General features: G+C 61.3%; 12 protein-coding genes. 4 read left to right on the forward strand and 8 right to left on the reverse strand.

Annotated features, from left to right (window positions below):
- Positions 1-285 precede the first annotated feature (285 nt).
- From Q8L25_RS29700 to Q8L25_RS29725, 6 genes are all read right to left on the reverse strand, one after another.
- Positions 286-1,305 carry a glucokinase gene (locus tag Q8L25_RS29700; protein WP_308922812.1) on the reverse strand — a complete coding sequence of 340 codons (1,020 nt, stop codon included), beginning with the start codon at positions 1,303-1,305 and terminating at the stop codon, positions 286-288.
- Positions 1,306-1,613: 308 nt separating this feature from the next.
- Positions 1,614-2,576, reverse strand: a complete 963-nt coding sequence (locus Q8L25_RS29705) for a VTT domain-containing protein (RefSeq protein WP_308922813.1) — start codon at positions 2,574-2,576, stop codon at positions 1,614-1,616.
- Positions 2,577-2,602: 26 nt separating this feature from the next.
- Entirely contained in the window at positions 2,603-4,294 is a 1,692-nt protein-coding gene (locus Q8L25_RS29710) for an ABC transporter ATP-binding protein (protein WP_308922814.1), read from the reverse strand.
- Between the two features lie 9 nt (positions 4,295-4,303).
- Positions 4,304-5,416 (reverse strand): ABC transporter permease, encoded by a 1,113-nt coding sequence (locus tag Q8L25_RS29715; protein ID WP_308922815.1) that lies wholly within the window; start codon positions 5,414-5,416, stop codon positions 4,304-4,306.
- A gap of 9 nt (positions 5,417-5,425) precedes the next feature.
- Positions 5,426-6,364 carry an ABC transporter permease gene (locus tag Q8L25_RS29720; RefSeq protein WP_094445700.1) on the reverse strand — a complete coding sequence of 313 codons (939 nt, stop codon included), beginning with the start codon at positions 6,362-6,364 and terminating at the stop codon, positions 5,426-5,428.
- A gap of 28 nt (positions 6,365-6,392) precedes the next feature.
- Positions 6,393-8,216 carry an ABC transporter substrate-binding protein gene (locus Q8L25_RS29725; RefSeq protein WP_308922816.1) on the reverse strand — a complete coding sequence of 608 codons (1,824 nt, stop codon included), beginning with the start codon at positions 8,214-8,216 and terminating at the stop codon, positions 6,393-6,395.
- A 345-nt stretch (positions 8,217-8,561) separates the two neighbouring features.
- Between Q8L25_RS29725 and Q8L25_RS29730 the strand changes: the two genes are divergently transcribed.
- The 4 genes from Q8L25_RS29730 to Q8L25_RS29745 all read left to right on the forward strand — a co-directional run bounded on the left by Q8L25_RS29730 (position 8,562) and on the right by Q8L25_RS29745 (position 17,628).
- A complete protein-coding gene (locus Q8L25_RS29730; protein WP_308922817.1) occupies positions 8,562-8,813 on the forward strand; it encodes a hypothetical protein in 252 nt (83 codons plus the stop codon).
- A gap of 18 nt (positions 8,814-8,831) precedes the next feature.
- A complete protein-coding gene (locus Q8L25_RS29735) occupies positions 8,832-11,627 on the forward strand; it encodes a TonB-dependent receptor (protein WP_308922818.1) in 2,796 nt (931 codons plus the stop codon).
- A gap of 140 nt (positions 11,628-11,767) precedes the next feature.
- Entirely contained in the window at positions 11,768-14,437 is a 2,670-nt protein-coding gene (locus tag Q8L25_RS29740; RefSeq protein ID WP_308922819.1) for a TonB-dependent receptor, read from the forward strand.
- 347 nt (positions 14,438-14,784) lie between these two features.
- Positions 14,785-17,628, forward strand: coding sequence for a TonB-dependent receptor (locus Q8L25_RS29745; protein ID WP_308922820.1), 2,844 nt, complete (start codon positions 14,785-14,787; stop codon positions 17,626-17,628).
- 78 nt (positions 17,629-17,706) lie between these two features.
- On the opposite strand, the gene aroG is transcribed toward Q8L25_RS29745, so the two are convergent.
- On the reverse strand, positions 17,707-18,771 hold the full coding sequence (gene aroG, locus Q8L25_RS29750; RefSeq protein ID WP_308922821.1) for a 3-deoxy-7-phosphoheptulonate synthase AroG: 1,065 nt from the start codon (positions 18,769-18,771) through the stop codon (positions 17,707-17,709).
- A 116-nt stretch (positions 18,772-18,887) separates the two neighbouring features.
- A complete protein-coding gene (locus Q8L25_RS29755) occupies positions 18,888-19,181 on the reverse strand; it encodes a hypothetical protein (RefSeq protein WP_308922822.1) in 294 nt (97 codons plus the stop codon).
- Positions 19,182-19,290 lie beyond the last annotated feature (109 nt).

The raw sequence follows: 19,290 nt of genomic DNA on the forward strand, positions 1-19,290 counted from the left end.
GGCTGTTTTTCCGACGCCTTGGCCTAAGCGCGCAAAGCGGGAGTCTTGCGGATGCGATGAAAATCCTGCGATCCATGGCGCTGGCCTTAAATAACCAGCAATGAAACGAACTCCGGAGCAGCTGCTTCGCTGATGGCGGCGTACAAGCCGGGCGCGCGAGACAGTCGTCGTTTCATCCAACGATGCCAATTGTACCTGATAAAAAGCGGAAAAGCGCAAAACCGGGCAAAACAGCATTTTGCCCGGCGTAAACGCTACAGACCGGCCCGCCTCGGGCCGGACTTCCTAGTGCGACGACAGTTTCTCGGCCAGGATGGCCGAGGTGCCGAGGAAGGCCGGGTATTGCGCGGTGATCACGAAAGTGGGTACCTGCGACACGTAATTGGCGAAGCGGCCCTTGCGCTCGAAACGGGCGCGGAAGCCCGAACGGTCGAAGCGCGCGCCCAGGCGTGGCACGATGCCGCCGCCGATATAGATGCCGCCCAGCGCGCCCAGGGTGACGGCGACGTTGGCCGCCACCGTGCCCAGCATGCAGCAGAAGGTTTCGATGACGTCGTCGCACAGCTGCGATTCGCCGGCCAGCGCGCGGCGCGTGATCTCGGCGGCCGGCAGCTTTTCGTCCGCCACGCCGGCACGGTCGGCCAGCGCGCGGTAGATCAGCTCCAGGCCATCGCCGGAAATCAGGCGCTCGGCCGAGACGTGTTCGAATTCGCGCCAGGCAAACTGCAGAATCGACACTTCCAGCTCGTTGAAGGGCGCGAAGTTGACATGGCCGCCTTCGCTTTGCAGCGCGATCCAGCCGCCATGCGAAGGGATCAGGCCCGAGACGCCCAGGCCCGTGCCGGCGCCGATCAGGCCGATGGCGGTGTTCGGACGCGCGGTGCCGGCACCCACCTGGTGCTTTTCGCTGCTGGAGAGCATCGGCACGGCGCGCGCCAGGGCGGTGAAATCGTTGACCACGTCCAAGGTGGTGAAGCCGCACTCTTCGCGCATGGCGCGGATCGAGAACGACCAGTGATGGTTGGTCATGCTGAGGAAATCGCCCGACACCGGATTGGCGATGGCGATCATGGCGTGGCGCACGGCCTGGCCACCGGCGGCGACAATCTGCGGCAGGGCCAGGTAGGCTTGCAGGGCGGCCGCCAGACTCGGATAGTCGGCGCAAGGCAGCACTTCAACCTGGCCGATCTGGCCGGCGGCCACTTCCAGGGCAAAACGGGCATTCGTGCCGCCTACATCGGCCAGCAGGCGCGGACCATCGGCGTAGGCGGAAGTGGGCAATGCGGGAGTAGACGAAGCGCTCATGATTTTAAGTGTAAGTGGGACGCATGGGACGCCAAGCTTAAAGGATGAATGAGCTTCGAGGCAAGCAAAGTTTGTAGTTTAAGTACATCAAAAGCCGCATTTATCGGTAGTTCCACTCCAAATACGACAGGCAATCACCGGGCATCCAAATGAAGCAAGCGCTCACACTTGCTGTACGCCAGCAAACCATGTTGCGCAGCAGCAAAGGCATCCTCCATCCGCCGCACGACAGGCCAGCCGTGCGCTACCGTCAGGAATGACGGATTGCCCCTGCTTTCGTAGGATTACTACCAATTCCCGACAACAAATCAGGAGGCCAGGCCTTCGTTGAGCAGGCCGGCAGGCGCCGGTTGGTCGGAGCGGTAGACGGCGTTCCAGGCATCGAGGCCGCCATGCAGGGGCTTGGCGCGGTGGAAACCATGTTCATTGAGCAGCTTGGCCACTTGCGCGGCCGTCACGTCGTTGGGGCAGCTGCAATAGACGACGATATGGCGGTCCTTGTCCAGGCCGATCAAGGCCGGCACCGGTTCCTTGCCATTGAAGAACAGGGCGCCCGGCACGGCAGGTTCGAGCGACTGCGCCGTGGCGCTGCGCGCGTCGACCAGCAGCGGCTCATGGCCCTGCTCGATCAGGTCCAGCAATTCGGTAATGCTGATGCGTTCGACCTGCAAGGCCTGGCGGAAGCGGCGGCGTTCCAGGTATTTATACAGCAGGAACAGGCCCAGCAAGGTCGCCAGCACCAGCAGCGCGGTGCTGCCCATGGTGCTGAGCAGGTCCAGCACCCGCTCCACGCTGGCATGGAAGATCACGCCGACCAGGATGCCGGTGCCGCACCACAGCAAGCCGCCCAGGCCCGCATACAGGAAGAAACGCGACGCCGGCGTGCCCATGGCGCCCGACATCGGCGCGGCAATCGTATTAAAACCGGGCACGAACTTGGAGACGATCAGGGCTTTCGGGCCCCAGCGCTTGAATTTGTCTTCCGTCTGGCTGACGCAATAATCGGGCGACAGCGAGATGCGGCACAGCAGGCGCAAGATGCGCTTGCCGAAATGGCGCCCTGCCCTGAACCAGGCCAGGTCGCTGATCAGGCAGGCCGTCAGGCCCGCCGCCAGCACCAGCGCGCCGTTCATGTCGCCATCGACCGACAGCGCACCCGCCACCACCAGGATAGGGAAGGCGGGAATCGGCAAGCCGAGCTGCTCCACCAGCACGATCCCGAAGACGATCAGGATACCGTAGTGTTCGAGCAGGAAGATAAGGTTGGGCATGGCGCTATCTTACCGCAAAAGCACGCTCAATTTTGCACACCTCTTGGTATGGCGCTCAGTAAAGTACGGGTATACGGATGGACGGGGTTGCGATACAGCTCGTCCGAATCGGCCAGTTCCACCACTTTGCCCTGATGCATCACCATCACCTGGTCGGCGATATATTTCACCACCGACAGATCGTGCGAAATGAAGATGTAGGACAGGCCGAATTCATCCTGCAAGTCCTGCAGCAGATTGAGCACCTGCGCCTGCACCGACACGTCCAGCGCCGACACCGATTCGTCGCAGACCAGGATTTCCGGCTGCATGGTCAGGCAGCGCGCAATCGCGATGCGCTGGCGCTGGCCACCCGAGAACTCGTGCGGATAGCGGTGGAAGGCCTGTTCCGGCAAGCCGACTTTATCGAGCAGCCAGTAGGCCTTGGCGATGCGCTCCTGGTCGTTCGCGCCGATCTTGTGGATGCGCATCGGTTCGAGCAAAATCTGCCCCACCGTAAAGCGCGGGTTCAGCGAGGCATACGGATTCTGGAAGATGATCTGGATCCGGCGTTTATAGGGCAAATATTCCTTGTTCGGCATGGCAATCAGGTCCTTGCCGTGGAACATGGCCGTGCCGCCGGTGGCCTGGTGCAGGCGCAGCAAGGTCAGGCCGACCGTGGTCTTGCCGGAACCGGACTCGCCCACCACGCCCAGCGTCTTGCCGCGCGGCAGGGTAAACGACACATCCTTGACGGCCTGGAACTCGCGCTTGCCAAATAAGCCTTCGCGCATGTAGAAACTCTTGCTCAGGTTATTGACCACCAGCACCGGCTCGTCGCCCGGCGTATAGCCGCGCGAGCGTTGTTTGATTTCCACACCGGGCCCCGCCTTGCCTTCCATATAGTCGGCAATCACGGGCAGCCGCCATGGCCGTTCGTCCAGGGACGGGCGGCAATGCAGCAACGCCCTGGTGTAGGCGTCGTTTGGCGCCTCGAACACCTGGCGCACTTCGCCCGTTTCGCGCACTTCGCCGTGGCGCATGACAATCACGTGGTCGGCGATCTCGCCCACCAGGCCCAGGTCGTGGGTAATGAACAGCACCGACATCTGGTGTTTCTTTTGCAGCGCGGCAATCAGGTCCATGATCTGTTTCTGGATCGTCACGTCGAGCGCCGTGGTGGGCTCGTCGGCGATCAAGAGTTTCGGCTCGCAGGCGATCGCCATGGCGATCATCACGCGCTGCTGCTGGCCGCCCGACATCTGGCTCGGGTAGGCGTCGATCTTGTTGGCGGGATCGGGAATGCCGACTTCATCGAGCAATTCCAGGGTGCGCGCGCGCGCCTGCTTGCGGTTCATGCCCATGTGCTGGCGCAGCACTTCGGCGATCTGGAAACCGACCGTAAACACCGGGTTCAAGGAAGACATCGGCTCCTGGAAGATCATCGAGATATCCTTGCCGCACATATTGCGCCGCTCGGCGATCGACAGCGTCAAGAGGTCGCGCCCGCCAAAGAAGATGCTCGATTGCGGGTCGATGATCGTGTTGTCCGGTGGCAGCAGGCCCATCACGGCCAGCGAACTGACCGACTTGCCGCTGCCCGATTCGCCCACCAGCGCCACCGTGCTGTTGCGCGGGACGTTGAAGGAAATGCCCTTGACGGCTTCGAAGGTGGTCTTCTTGTCGAGACGGAAAGTGACGCGCAGGTCGCGCACTTCCAACAGGTTATTCTGGTCCATGAGCAACTCCTATTTCACTTTGGGGTCGAGCGCATCGCGCAAGGCATCGGTAAACAGCGAGAACGCCGTCACCAGCACGGCCATCGCCGTGGCGGCGGCCGTCAGCTGCCACCATTTGCCCAGGATCAGTTCATTTTGTGCTTCGTTCAGCATGCTGCCCCACGAGACGGTACCGACCGGCACGCCAAAGCCCAGGAAGCTCAGGATCACTTCGGCCTTGATGAAGCCCACCACCAGGATCGACATCTGTACCAGCGCCACGTGGCTGACGTTGGGGAAGATATGCGAGAACATCTTGCGCCAGTGCGAAGCGCCGATGGCGTCGGCCGCCATCACGTATTCGCGCGCCTTGTGCTTGATGTATTCGGCGCGGATCAAACGGTACGGACCGGTCCAGCCGGTCAGTCCCAGGATCAGCACAATGGTCAGCACGCCTTTTTGTTGCAGCACGGCGGCGACCGTCAGGATCATCAGGATCGACGGGATCGACGTGAAGATGCTGTAGAACCAGTTGAAGAAATCGTCGACCAGGCCGCCGAAATAGCCGGAGACGGCGCCGAAGATGGTGCCCAGGACCACCGCCAGCAAGGCCGCCACCAGGCCCACCACGATCGACGTTTCGCCGCCCTTGATGGTTTTCTGCAGCACGTCGTGCCCCCATTTGTCGGCGCCGAACGGCAAGGTGGTCGCCTTGTGGGCAATCACTTTTTTCGCCTTGCCCATCGTGCCGCGCAGGGCGGTGATGTCGTCGGCCAGCGGATCGGTCACGCCGTACATGTCGACACCCGCCGACGGATCGCTTTTCAACTGCGCGCGCAGTTCGGCGATATCGTCGGCCAAAGGATCGAGCACATTGACGGGCGTCGGCAGATTGCGCTCGTCACTGACGAGAATCGCGCCGTCGACACCGGCAACCACCGGGTCGGCGCCGGCAAAGGTGGGCGGCGCATAGCTGACGGCCACTTCATCTTCCCAGTTGGCGCCCACCAGGCCGCCGCTTGATGCCAGCACCAGCAGGAAAAACGCGCCGACCACGGCCAGCGATACCATTGCAATTTTGTCGCCGCGCAAACGGCGCCACGCCAGGGCCCACAGGCCCGGCGATGTATGAGGTTTCGACATCGTCACTTTCTACTTCAGTTGGACACGTGGATCGACCGCCTGGTACATCAGGTCGGTCAGCAGGTTGAAGAGCATGGTGGCGGCGGCGACATACACGGTGATCGCCTTGATCACCGGAAAATCACTGCGCTCGACCGCCAAAATCACTTCACGCCCGATGCCGGGAATGCCGAAGAAGCGTTCCAGCAAAAAGGCCCCGATCAAGAGCGCCGGCAGATTGGACATCACGTAGGTAATGATGGGAATGGCGGCATTGCGCAGCACGTGGACCCACATGATGCGCCCTTCCTTCAGGCCCTTGGCGCGCGCCGTGCGCACATAATCCTGGTTCGCTTCGTCCAGCACGAAGGTGCGGAACAGGCGCAGGGTCGGCGCGATCGAGACGGCCAGGCCGATCAGGATCGGCAAGGTGGAATAGCGCAGCAGGTTTTCCCAGAAGCTGTCGCCCCAGCCCTGCACCGGAAATAATCCCAGTTTGTAGGCGAAGCCATACTGGAACACGATGATGTAGACCAGGATGGAAATCGACATGCCGACCGTGCAGGCGATCATCACGGCGCGGTCCGTCAGCGAACCGCGCACGAAAGCGATGGCCAGCGCCAGCGCCACGCCGAAAAACGTTTCCAGCACGGTCAGCGGAATCAGCACCATCATCGACGGCCCAAGACGGGACGTGATGATATGCGAGACGGTCTCGCCGGTGGCCCAGCTCTGGCCGAAATCAAACGTGACGATCTGCTTGATGAAGATCCACAGCTGCACGTAATACGGTTGGTCGACGCCGAGCTGGCGGCGGATATTGGCGATGCTCTCGGCACTCGACATCTTGCCGGCCAGGATATACGCCGGGTCGCCGCCGACCCAGTTGAACAAGATAAACACCAGCAGCACCACGCCCAGCATGGTCGGCAGCATCTGCCACAGGCGGCGCAGGATATAAGCAAACATAATGATTCCTTAGCGTTATAAGCTGCGTTTATTTAGCGGCTGGCGCTGGAACCGGTGCACCGTTGCTGTCGATATCCATATACGCCCATTCCTGGAACAGGATCGGATGCTTCTTGTAGCCCAGCACCGATTTTTGCGCCAGCATATTGCGATAGCGCGCGTAGCCGATCAGGGCGCCGGCGTTCACTTCCAGGCGGCGCGCCATTTTATGGTACAGCTGGTCGCGCTCGGGGCTGGCCGGCATATGCTGGCTGGCCGCATACCACTGATCGTATTCCGGGTCCTGGTAGCAGCCGTTGTTGTTCTGGTGCGTGTTCGGACCATAGAACAGCTGCATGAAGTTGTCGCCGTCAGGGTAATCCGCCAGCCATGGCGCGGTGCGCGTCTGCATCTTGCACTGCTTTTCCGTCTTCAGGATATCGGAAAAGATCATGCGGTCGTTTTCCATGCGGATGCCCAGCGAGTTATACGTCTTGCGCCACATTTCGGCCTGCAGCACGCCATTGGCTTCATTGCGCGAGGCGTAGCGGATCACCAGCGGCTTGCCGTCCGGCAAGGTACGCCAGCCGTCGGCGCCCTTCTTGTAGCCAAACTTGTCGAGCAGTTTGTTGGCCAGCACGGGATCGTATTGCAGCAGGCTCTTGTAGTGCGGATCGTAGCCGACCACGCCCGGCGGTATCGGATAGTCGAGGCGCTTGGCCTGGCCATTCCAGATGATGCGGATTTCTTCATCGATATTGTGCGCCATGGCAATCGCGCGGCGCAGGGCGATTTTTTCCTTGCTGAAACCACCGAGGATGGGGTCTTCCATATTCCAGTAGTAATAGCTGATCTCCGGGTCCAGCAGGCGCGACAGTTGCACGCCCTTCTCCGCCAGCTCGGGACGCAGCTTGCCGTTCAGCAGCGCTTTCGGCGCCAGCGGACCGTCGAGCCAGAACACGTCGGTGCCGCCGCTCTGGAACGACAGCCAGCGCGACTGGTCTTCGATCATCACGGTGATCTCGATGCGGTCGATGGCGGGGATGGCCTTGCCCTGCATCTGGCGCACGATGCGCTGGTCGTCAGGGTCGTCGCCGGCCAGGAAATTCCAGGTCTCGGGCAGGTGCTGCGGATTTTTATTCAAGACGATGCGGTTGCCGCGCGTCCATTCGCCGAGGGTGTAATAACCGGTGCCGACCGGATTCGAACCCACTTCGCCTTTCACGTCGCCGTATTTTTCCACCACTTCGCGCGCCACGGCGGCGGTCGGCACATAGGCCAGGATCATGGGGAAGTTGAAATCGGTCTTGGTCAGGGTGATGCGCAAGGTGTAGGGGTCGAGGATTTCCAGGCCCGCCACTTTCTTGCTGTAGTCGAACTTGTTGGTCTTGGCCGCTTCTTTCGCGACATCGTCGAGGCCGACGATCTTGCCTTCGAACAGCCAGCTGTGCGGCGAGGCCAGGCGCGGATCGAACAGCCGCTTCCACGAATACACGTAGTCGGCCATGGTCAGTTCACGGCGCTTGCCGCCGAACGCGGCGTCGGGCGTGTACAGGATGCCTTTTTTCAGGCGGATGGTATAGGTCTTGCCGTCGCTGGACACTTCCGGCAACGCCGCGGCCGCCTGCGGCACCACCTTGACGGGACGCGCCAGGTAGTCATAGGTATACAAGGTATCGAACACGGCTTGCGTGATGTGGTTCGAATACAGGTCGCGCGCGGTGGCCGGATCGAAACCCGTCTCGGCGGCCGGCAGGATGTAGCGCAGCGTCTTGGCCGGCTTGGCACTGGCGGGGGCGTCGGCGGCGGCCAGCAGCGGCAGGGAACTCAGGCAGGCGAGCAGCGCCAGGCGCCGCATCCATGGTGACTTCATGTAATACCCTTCATCTTGATTATCTGTCGCACCGTATTGGTGCGCTTGTACTGGCTTCGCCCTGTGATACAGGATTCCACCGCCAAAACCAGTCCATCCACGCAAGATCCATGCCTTGTCACTAGCGCCACGGCGCCCGTCTTGGCGACCCGTCCTGACTGTCCGAAAAACGCGTAACGATAACGCATATTGTGCCCACCAGGCAAAAAGCCGCGCTGCCGCGCACCGGCCGCCGCCGTGCGCCATCACTGCTGACGCAAATATTGCGCACTGCAGCATTGAAAGTTCCAGTAAGCAAAATTGCGCATATGTAGAAACCCTTACATGCAAGAATGAAAAGAATTCGTGGCCCGTCCAAGAAACCCTATATCGCACTGCAACATTCCCCACATTGTAAAAAATAAAATAAAAATATTTTCACACTTGGCTGTTGTTTCCGTGATGAATAGGCATGGCGCCGCGTTGACAGGGCTTCGCGCCAAGTGGTCTGATGACTTCCGGCGTTTTAAAAAACGCCGTGCGACATTAACGATTGCCGACGCAGCAGTCATGATTCATAACAAAGCAAAAGTTGGCCGTACATCGGCCAATCAGTGACCCTTCAGGAGATTGAGAATGATGATGGAAACAGTGATGTCCCGCTCGGTACGCCTGATCTGCTCAGGCAGCGTGGCAGCGGTCAGCCTGGGCCTGATGGCACCAGCAATGGCACAGGACGCGAACGTCCAGCGTGTCGAAGTGACCGGCTCCAGCATCAAGCGGGCGACGGCAGAGACGGCCTCGCCCGTGCAAGTGATCAGCCGTGACGACTTGATGAAATCAGGCAAGGCCACCGTGGCCGAATACCTGCAAACGCTGACCGCCGACGGCGCCGGCTCCCTGCCTACCGGTTTCGGCAATGGTTTTGCCGCAGGCTCGACGGCGATTTCGCTGCGCGGCCTGGGCGCCACCTCGACCCTGGTGCTGTTGAACGGACGCCGCATGGCGCCGTTCGCGCGTGCCGATGATGGCCAGAAAAGCTTTACCGACCTGTCCACCGTGCCGATGCAGATCGTCGAACGGATTGAGATCCTGAAAGACGGCGCCTCGTCGACCTATGGCGCCGACGCGATCGCCGGCGTGGTCAACATCATCCTGCGCAAGGATTTCCAGGGCGTCGCCCTGAAAGCGGACACCGGCATTTCCGGCGACAGTGATGCCCAGCAGCACCGCGCCTCGATGACCTTCGGCAAAGGCGACCTGGAAAACGACAAATACAACTTCGTCTTCAACGCCGAATACAGCAAGTCGGACAAGCTGATGAACAGCGACCGCGCCGACCGCAAATGGATCGGCAAGGGTGACTTGCGCGCCTACGGCTACCCGATCGGCACCCAGTTCGCCTCCGGCTATATCAGCGGCAACAACAACGCCGCCGCCAGCCCGGCCGGCTCGATCCGCGATCCGAACACGCTGAACTACGTGTCCCTGCCTGGCTGCTCGACCCTGTCGAACTCCACGCCGCAAGACCCGAATGGCGGCTGCCTGTGGCATCAGGACCAGTTCCGTTCGATGCAGCCGAAGATCGAATCGATCAACCTGTACACCCGCGGCACCTGGCAGGTCAATGCCGATACCCAGGTCTATGCGGAAGCGGGCTACTCGAAGCGCGACACGGCATTCACCCTGACGCCACCGTCGATCACGCCGACCATCGCCTTCCCGCCCAACGCCTCGAATCCGAACGGCGTGATCAACTACGGTTCGGGCGCCGGCACCACCATCGTGCTGGCCGCCAACCATCCGCAGAACCCGTACGGCGTGCCGGTACGCGTGCGCTATGCGGCTTTCGACGTCGGCCCGAGCACGCGCACGGCCAACAACGAGTTCAACCGCATCGTGCTGGGCATCAAGGGCACGGCCGCCGGCTGGGACTATGACGCCGGCTACACGCACTCGGAATCGAAGCTGCACCTCGATTACAGCAACATGCTGAACATGGCGGTCGTCAAGGATGCGCTGGGCAATCCGAACAGCCCGTACTTCCCTTACTACATCGGCGCGCAGGCCGGCAAGAACCCTGCCTCGCTGTACGCGGCGATGGTGACGAATGCCACCTCGGACTCGACCACCAAGCTCGACATCATCGACTTCAAGGCCACGCGCGAACTGATGCAGCTGCCAGGTGGCGCCATGGGCCTGGCGGTCGGCGCCGAGCACCGCCGCGACAAGCTGGACAATCCATCGCTGTCCGGCACCGCAACCGGCCAGATCAACTCCAGCTATGTGGCGGCCAAGGGCGACAGCAAGGTCTCGGCCGTGTACCTGGAAGTACTGGCACCGGTGATCAAGACGGTGGAACTGTCGGGCGCCGTGCGTTACGACAAATATGACCGTTTCTCGTCGACCACGCCGAAACTGGGCGCCAAGTGGACCCCGCTGAAAACCTTCGCCTTGCGCGGCACCTATTCGGAAGGTTTCCGTGCGCCAGGTCCGGCAGAGAGCAATGCCGACTCGCAATCGACCGGCACCTCGACCGTGCGTGACCCGATCCGCTGCCCGAACGGCACGCCGCTGGCCGGCGCGACCTCGACCGACTGCGCCGCTTCGGTGGCCGCCGTGAAGATCGGCGACCCTGGCCTGAAACCGGAACAATCGAAGGGTTACACCCTGGGCCTGGTCTGGGATCCGTTCGATGGCACCAGCCTGTCGCTGGACGGCTGGAAGATCAAGCGTGAAAACGAGATCAACCCGCTGCCGTACAACCAGGCCGCCGCCCTGCCGACCGCGATTCGCGCCGACAACAACCTGACCATCAACGGTGTCGTCGTGCCTGGCACGGGTACCCTGTTGATCACCAAGGCGCCGTACCGCAATTCCAGCTTCACGGAAATCAAGGGCGTCGACCTCGACATCAAGCAGCGCGTGCGCCTGGGCGACTACGGCCGCGCCATGTTCGGCCTGACCTGGACCCATGTCGCTTCGTGGGTACGCGCCGAGTCGGACACGGTACGCTATCAGTACGCCGGCACGCACGGCAACTGCGACACGTCGAACTGCGCCGGCACGCCGAAAAACAAGATCAACCTGACCGGTTCGTGGGACATCGGCAACTGGAATCTCAGTGGCGTCGTCAACTACCGTTCGGAGATGAAAAACACCTTGTTCTCCGGCGACCTGTGCGCTTCGCACCTGGCCAGCGGCGCCGATGCACCGAATGGTTGCAAACTGGCCTCGTTCACCACGCTCGACCTGTCGACGCGCTGGAACGTCAGCAAGCACGTGCAACTGTACGCATCGATCAACAACGTGACCGACAAGATCGCGCCGCTCGACCCGCTGACGTATGGCGGCATGAGCTACAACCCGATGGACGCCAGCGGTGCGATTGGCCGCTACTTCAAACTGGGCGCCAGCTACACCTTCAACTAAGCTGACACATCAGTAAGAAGCCTGCAAGGCGGTGAGCGATCACCGCCTTTTTTATTGCGTTAACGCAAAACCTCCTGTTGTCGCGGCTGTTAAAAGTCAGCTTTGGCCATCCGGCCGACAACCCGCAACAGGAGACTCGCATGACATGCAAGAACATCCCCTCGCCCGCTTTACGCCTGCTCTGCACGGCCATGCTGGCGGCAAGCAGCCAGGCCGCGCTGGCGCAATCGGCCGAGGAAACCACCGCACCCGCCATGCAGCGGGTGGAAGTGACGGGCTCCTCGATCAAGCGGCTGGTGTCGGAAACGGCCACCCCTTTATCCATCTTCCGGGCCGAGGATTTCGCCCGGCAGGGCTTGTCCACGGCGCAGGAAGTGCTCGGTAAAATCCCCTCGAATGCGTCGAGCATGGGCAGCGGCAACGCCGTCGGCGGCAATACCAGCGGCCTGCCCACGGGCGGCCAGGCCAGCGCCGACTTGCGCGGCCTGGGCGGCGACAAGACCCTGGTGCTGCTCAATGGCCGGCGCATCGCCAACCATCCGTATGACGGCGCCAGCGTCGACCTGAACATCATTCCGATCGCCGCGCTGGAACGGGTCGAGGTGCTGCGCGACGGCGCCTCGGCCATCTACGGCACCGACGCCATCGGCGGCGTGATCAACTTCATTACCAAGCGCTCGGTCAACACCACCAATATCACGGCCGAAGCCGTCGCACCCCAGCACCGCGGCGCGGACGAACAGCGCCTCAACCTGTCCTCCGGCATCGGCCAGCTCGATACCGATGGCTACAACCTGTTCGGCGTGATCGATTATCACAAGCAGGACGTGCTCACGTCCCAGGACCGCGCCTTTTCCAGCACCGGCATCATTCCCGGCCGCGGCCTGTCGGTCACCAGCGGCACCACCTTTCCCGGCAATTATTTTGATGCGGCCGCCAACGGCGGCGCCGGCCTGGCCGGCAATCCCTACGCGGCCAGCGGCTGCCGGCCGCCGCTGTCGGTCGCCGCCGCCAATGGCACCTGCCGCCAGGATTACACGCGCCAGATCGACGACCTGCCGGCGCAGCGGCAACTGGCCCTGTTCGGCAAGGGCAGCGTGAAGCTCGGTGGCGGCCACCTGGCCACCTTTGAATATCTGCATTCGGAGAACAAGGTCAAGGCGCGCACGGCGCCGCCACCGCAAATCGGCTTGATACTGCCGGCCAGCAGCCCCTGGTATCCGGGCAATGCGGGCGGCGTGCCGGCCCAGGCCGGTTTGTCGGGCCAGCCGCTGAGCGTCAACTGGCGCCCGGTGGAAGCGGGCCAGCGCCAGATCGACTCGCACGGCAAGGCCGACCGCCTGGTGCTGGCACTGGAAGGCGAGCTGGCCGGCTGGGATTACCAGGGCGCGCTGGTGCGCGCGGTCAGCAAGTCCTCGGAAGACTTTACGGGCGGCTATGTGCAGGACGCCTCGTTTGCCGCCGGCGTGCTGAGCGGCATTTTGAATCCCTTCGGCGAACAGAATGCCGCTGGCAAGGATTACCTGGCCAGCACGGCCTTGCGCGGCGAAGTGCAGAACGCCAAGGTCACCACCACCGGCATCGACCTGAAAGCCAGCCGCGAGCTGATGCAGCTGGCGGGCGGGCCGCTGGCCCTGGCGCTGGGTGCGGAGTTGCGCCGCGAAAAGGCGCAGTTCAATGTCAACCGCGATATCGCCGGCCAGGCCAGCAGTTCGGGGCTGTCCGGCTCGCTCTCGAAAAACGGCGAGCGCGATATCGAAGCTGTGTTCGGCGAACTGAACCTGCCGTTGGTCAAAGACCTGGAAGTACAGCTGGCGGCGCGCTTCGACCACTACAGCGACGTCGGCAGCACCACCAATCCGAAAATCGGCCTGCGCTACCAGGCCAGCGACAAGCTGGTGCTGCGCGGCTCGGCCAGCACGGGGTTTCGCGCGCCGACCCTGTTCGAGAAAAATGCGCCGCCGTCGCGCAACGATACCAACGACAGCTATGACGACCCGATCCTGTGTCCGGGCGGCGTGCCGCAGCCGGGCGCCAATCCGCTGCGCGACTGCGACCTGCAGCAGTACAAGCTGCAAGGCGGCAATGAAAACCTGCGGCCAGAGAAGTCCAAAACCTTTGCCTTCGGCATCGTGCTCGAACCGCTGCGCGAGGTCACCGTCGCGCTGGACTACTGGAATATCCACCTGAAGGACAAGATTGCCTCATTGCCCGAACAGGCGATCTTCGGCAACTATGAAAAATACAAGGCGCTGTTCCTGCGCAACCCGGACGGCTCGCCGAACGCCATCCTCGACCTGAACGACAACCTGGGCAAAGTCAAAACGGACGGCGTCGATGTCAGTGCCAACGCCCGCCTGTGGCGTGGCGCGTATGGCGAGCTCGGCGCCTCGTTCGACGGCACCTGGATCCACCGCTACGATTACCAGAACGAACGCGACGGCGAGTTCATCAACAACGTGGGGCGCTATGCGGACAATAACCCGGTGTTTCGCTGGAAACACACGGCCACCCTCAACTGGCGCCTCGGTGCTTGGGGCGCCACGCTGTCGCAAGCGTACAAGTCCGGCTATACCGACCAGAACAGTGTCGACGCGGCGTACCGGCACGACGTGTCGTCATACAGCCTGATCAATGTATCGGGCAGTTATGCGCGCCAGGGCTGGCTGCTGACGGCCGGCGTGAAAAACCTGTTCGACCGCGAACCGCCATTCTCGAACCAGGGCACGCTGTTCCAGAAAGGCTATGACCCGCGCTACACGGACCCGGTCGGCCGCGCCTGGTACTTGCGCGGCAGCTATACGTTTTAAGGGGGGGGGGCGGCGGCAGGGGTAGCAGCGGGTGGCAAGCGAGATGGTTGGAACGGTGCCAGCAGCGATGCTGAGCGCCGTTTTATTTTACGCTCCTTTACACGCCTGACAAGAGCACGCGATAGTTTATTACTGAAGCAATGTAAAACTAACAAAATAATGTTGCATTTCGTCCAAAGATAAGAGCCGAAATTGACAATTCAAACCATGAATGCTCTGATGACGGGCCTGAAAATATTCCGAATTTTCATTGGCCAATTTGGATATCAGCAAATTAATTATCATAAGACAACAAGTTATCTCAAGATAATTGCCGTGTCTATTACAAAAACAAGGAATTTCAAATCATGGTCGAAAATGTAATCGCGCGTTCGCTGCGCGTCATGTTTGCCGGTAGTCTTGCCCTCGGCATGCACGCCGCGTATGCGCAAGAAACAACAGAAGCGCCGATGCAGCGCGTGGAAGTCACCGGTTCCAGCATCAAGCGCATCGCTTCCGAAGCGTCGCTGCCGGTGCAGTCGTTCAATCAGAAAGACATCAAGAAATCGGGCGTGACCACCGTCACCGATTTCATCCAGCAAATCCCGGCCATGCAGGGCTTTTCCGTGGCGGCCGATTCGGTCGGCGGCGGCGGCGGTGGCGTGACCACGGCCTCGCTGCACGATATCGGTTCGGCTTACACCCTGGTGCTGCTGAACGGCCGCCGCCTGGCGCCTGCCAACTCGGGCACCACTATCGACCTGAACTCGATTCCCCTGGCCGCCATCGAACGCGTCGAAGTGCTGACCGACGGCGCCTCGGCCCTGTACGGCGCCGACGCGATTGCCGGCGTGATCAACTTCATCCTGAAAAAAGGCGCAGCGCCACTGGAACTGAACGCCAAGTACTCGCGTCCTGAAGAAAAAGGCGGCGCCAGCAACTCGTTCTCGATCAGCAAGGGCTTTGGCGATATCGACGATGATGGCTACAGCATTTTCGTGTCGGCCAGCCATGACGAACAGAAGGCGCTGAAAGCATCGCAGCGCAGCTTCGCGCGCAGCGGCATCATCAACTTCAACGATCCGAAGACCGGTCAGGCGCTGCAATTCATCAATGGTTCCTCGCGTTCGGCCCCGGCCAATGCCAGCGTGAACTACAACCGTACCGATGCAAACGGCAATCTGGTGATCAATCCGGAGACCAGCAAACCCTTTGTCGACAGCGTCAACCTGGCCAACCCGTATGCACTGGCCAATGGCGGCAAGTGTGCACCCAGCAATATGGACTTCTACGGCAACGGCAATTGCTATTTCGACTCGCCGGGAACCATCGAGATCAATCCGGAATCGAAACGCGATTCGCTCTTCAGTTCCGGCTCCATGAAGCTGGGCAAAACCGGCTGGCAGGGTTTCTACGACCTGGCCTACACGGAAGCGAAAATCGTGTCGAGCATTGCCCCTTACCCGGCTGACTTCTCGATCTCCCCGACTTCTCCGCTGTTCAGCAAGTATCTGGCGCCGCAACTGACCCCGACGCAGCTGGCCAATGCCGTTAGCGGCGTTGCCACCTACCGCTTGTCGGAAATGGGCAACCGCGTGTATGACTACGGCACCAAGGCCACCCACCTGGTCGGTGGCGTGGAAGGCAGCGCTTTCGGCTGGGATATCAACACCGCCGTGACCTACTCGAAAAACAAGCAGACGCAGAAATACGTCAGCGGCTTCCCACTGGCCGACCAGTTCAACGCGCAGATCGACGCCGGCAATATCGATCCGTTCGCCTACCCGGTGGGCAGCATGCCCGACGCCATGCGCCAGGCACTGCTGGGCACCGGCTTCAGCGGCACCTACAGCACGCAAACCGTGGAAATGAAGGGCATCGACGGCCGCGCGTCGCGCGATGTATTCAAGCTGCCAGGCGGTACCGCCATGCTGGGCGTGGGCGCCGACTACCGCAACACCTCGTACAAGGTGCGCCAGGCCGACGTCGCCCGTGAAGCACAGATCCTGTTCGACAATCCGCAAGTCGACAGCGACTACTCGCGCGACAATGCCGGCGCCTATGCCGAGCTGATGATGCCTGTCACCAAGAAACTGGAACTGACCGGTTCGGTCCGTTACGACCAGATCAGCGCCGTCGACAACAAGCTGACCGGCAACAAGGTTGGCAAGACCGAAGATGCAGCCACCTGGAAGATCAGCGGCAAATACTCGGCCACCAGGAACCTGATGTTCCGCGCCGCCGCCGGCACCGGCTTCCGCGCCGCCAGCATGCAGGAAATCGCCGGACCGCTGGAAGACTGGGGCGTTACCGGTGGTAACTACCAATGCCCGCTGACGGCAGCCAACGGCATGGCCGGCCACCCGCTGGCCGGCTATTGCAACAATGTCGGTCGTCAACAGTTCGAAGCCTTCCAGGGCGGCAATCCCGACCTGAAACCGGAAAAATCGAAACAGTGGAGCATCGGCACCGTATTCGAGCCATTCGACAGCCTGTCGATGTCGTTCGACCTGTGGAACGTCGAGATCCGCGACCAGGTGACCGCCGTCTCGGAAGGCCTGATCTTTGCCGATCCCGCCAAGTACGCTTCGCTGTTCACCACCAAGCACATCAGCTCGACCGGCCTGGACGTACTGGCCATCAAGCTGCTGCCAATTAATATCGGCAAAGTGGAAAACCGCGGCATCGATTACGACTTCACGCACAAGATGAAGCTGCTGGACGGCCGCCTGACCAGCCGCCTGTCGGGCACCTACCTGCTGCGTTCGCGCTACACCACGCCAGGTACCGACGATCAATGGGAAACCAGCTTGAACCGTTACGGTTCGAACGACAAGGTCAGCTTCCGCAATATCATCAAGGCCACGACCTCGTATGAAACCGCGAAGTTTACGCACACCCTGAGCGCCAGCTACCGCAACGGCTACACCGACGTCAATCAGAGCGCGGACGATTGCGCCGTGATCGTCGCCGGCCAGCCAGGCGCCTGCTACGGCGTGCAGCTGGAAGTGCCGAGCTACACGACGTTCGACCTGCAAAGCGCGTACCGCCCGATGAGCAACGTGGAAATCACGGCCGGCATCCTGAACATGTTCGACCGCAATCCGCCGTTCACGCTGCGCAATACCGGCTCGCACCAGGTGGGCTACAACCCGGCGTACTCGAGCGCCCTGGGCCGCCAGTTCTACCTGAGCGGTTCCTACAAGTTCTAAGCATTCTTTACGCTGAAAACTGAAAAGCCCGGAAAGCTTCACGCTTTCCGGGCTTTTTTCATATTGAACGTAAAGCGCTTATTCCTTGTCGCCCTGCAAGCGGCGCCGCTTGACGGCGGCGGCCAGGTTTTCCAGCACCGCCACGCTGGCGCTCCAGTCGATGCAGCCGTCGGTCACGGACTGGCCATACACCAGTTCCTTGCCAGGCACCAGGTCCTGGCGCCCCGCCACCAGGTGCGATTCGACCATCACGCCGACGATGCGGTCGTCGCCGCCGGCCACCTGCGCGGCGATGTCGGCACAGACGGGCACCTGGTTTTCCGGTTTTTTCGAGCTGTTCGCATGCGAGGCGTCGATCATCAACCGCGACGCCAGGCCCTGCGCGGCGATCGCCTTGCAGGCTTCTTCCACGCTGGCCGCGTCGTAATTGGGCAGCTTGCCGCCGCGCAGGATGATATGGCAGTCTTCATTGCCGTTGGTCGAGACGATGGCCGAGTGGCCGCCCTTGGTGACCGACAGGAAATGGTGCGGCTGCGAGGCGGCCTTGATGGCTTCCACGGCGATTTTGACATTGCCGTCAGTGCCATTCTTGAAGCCGACCGGACAGGACAGCCCCGACGCCAGTTCGCGGTGCACCTGCGACTCGGTGGTGCGCGCGCCGATCGCGCCCCAGCTGATCAGGTCGGCGATATATTGCGGGCTGATCACGTCCAAAAATTCCGTGCCGGCCGGCAGGCCCAGTTCATTGATGTCGCGCAGCAGCTCGCGCGCCATGCGCAGGCCGTCGTTGATGCGGAAGCTGTTGTCCATGTACGGGTCGTTGATCAGCCCCTTCCAGCCGACCGTGGTGCGCGGTTTTTCGAAATACACGCGCATCACGATTTCCAGCTCGCCGGCAAAGCGGGCGCGTTCCTTGACCAGCAGGCGCGCATATTCCATCGCCGCTTTCGTGTCGTGGATCGAGCAAGGGCCGATCACCACCATCAGGCGGTCGTCCTGGCCATGCAGGATGCGGTGCAGGGCCACGCGGGAATCGGCTGCCGTCTGGGCGGCAGCTTCCGAGCAGGCAAATTCGCGGATCAGGTGGGACGGCGGAGTCAATTCCTTCATTTCGCGAATACGCAAATCATCGGTGCGGGGCATTATTTTCTCCAAAATTTGAACAGGGGTAAAACATCTGGGTAAAAAAAAACCGCCATCAGTGGCGGTTTTTTAGAATTTGCTGGGATCTCGTTTTTTGCTGCTACGTGAACCGACCGCTACTCCACCGCCTTTGGGTTGGAATTGCTAAAGTAAAAATAGGCGGTAAAAAAGTGGCGAGCGAACATGCGAGTCATCCGTAAGTGATGAACGACTATAAACCCATTCTGCAAAGCTTGGCAAGCATATTTGTCGGCAAAGCCGCGGTTGGCTGTCGTTTCAGGCGGCAAAGTGGGAAGAAAACCGCAAAAAGTTGCGCGCCCTGCCCCCTCCTTACCTAACTTTACATCGCCGCCCGCCACTGTCGCCAGGCAGAAAACCACGCAAACTGTGTCCAAATGTAAGCGTTGCATTTCACATACTGAAGTTCCCCTGCACACCGCATGCCGCCAGCGCCAGCCATCCGGCAGGGTCCTGGCACTCTGCCGTCCACGGGCCATGGTGCACGAACCCTTCTTTACA

Origin of the sequence: Janthinobacterium sp. J1-1 (assembly GCF_030944405.1) — a bacterium.
Taxonomy (GTDB): Bacteria; Pseudomonadota; Gammaproteobacteria; order Burkholderiales; family Burkholderiaceae_D; genus Janthinobacterium.

Excerpts from the sequence above, each read along its gene's own strand:
- Q8L25_RS29700 (WP_308922812.1), bottom strand. The coding sequence starts at position 1,305 with ATGAGCGCTTCGTCTACTCCCGCATTGCCCACTTCCGCCTACGCCGAT.
- Q8L25_RS29705 (WP_308922813.1), bottom strand. The coding sequence starts at position 2,576 with ATGCCCAACCTTATCTTCCTGCTCGAACACTACGGTATCCTGATCGTC.
- Q8L25_RS29710 (WP_308922814.1), bottom strand. The coding sequence starts at position 4,294 with ATGGACCAGAATAACCTGTTGGAAGTGCGCGACCTGCGCGTCACTTTC.
- Q8L25_RS29715 (WP_308922815.1), bottom strand. The coding sequence starts at position 5,416 with ATGTCGAAACCTCATACATCGCCGGGCCTGTGGGCCCTGGCGTGGCGC.
- Q8L25_RS29720 (WP_094445700.1), bottom strand. The coding sequence starts at position 6,364 with ATGTTTGCTTATATCCTGCGCCGCCTGTGGCAGATGCTGCCGACCATG.
- Q8L25_RS29725 (WP_308922816.1), bottom strand. The coding sequence starts at position 8,216 with ATGAAGTCACCATGGATGCGGCGCCTGGCGCTGCTCGCCTGCCTGAGT.
- Q8L25_RS29735 (WP_308922818.1), top strand. The coding sequence starts at position 8,832 with ATGATGATGGAAACAGTGATGTCCCGCTCGGTACGCCTGATCTGCTCA.
- Q8L25_RS29740 (WP_308922819.1), top strand. The coding sequence starts at position 11,768 with ATGACATGCAAGAACATCCCCTCGCCCGCTTTACGCCTGCTCTGCACG.
- Q8L25_RS29745 (WP_308922820.1), top strand. The coding sequence starts at position 14,785 with ATGGTCGAAAATGTAATCGCGCGTTCGCTGCGCGTCATGTTTGCCGGT.
- aroG (WP_308922821.1), bottom strand. The coding sequence starts at position 18,771 with ATGCCCCGCACCGATGATTTGCGTATTCGCGAAATGAAGGAATTGACT.
- Q8L25_RS29755 (WP_308922822.1), bottom strand. The coding sequence starts at position 19,181 with ATGCAACGCTTACATTTGGACACAGTTTGCGTGGTTTTCTGCCTGGCG.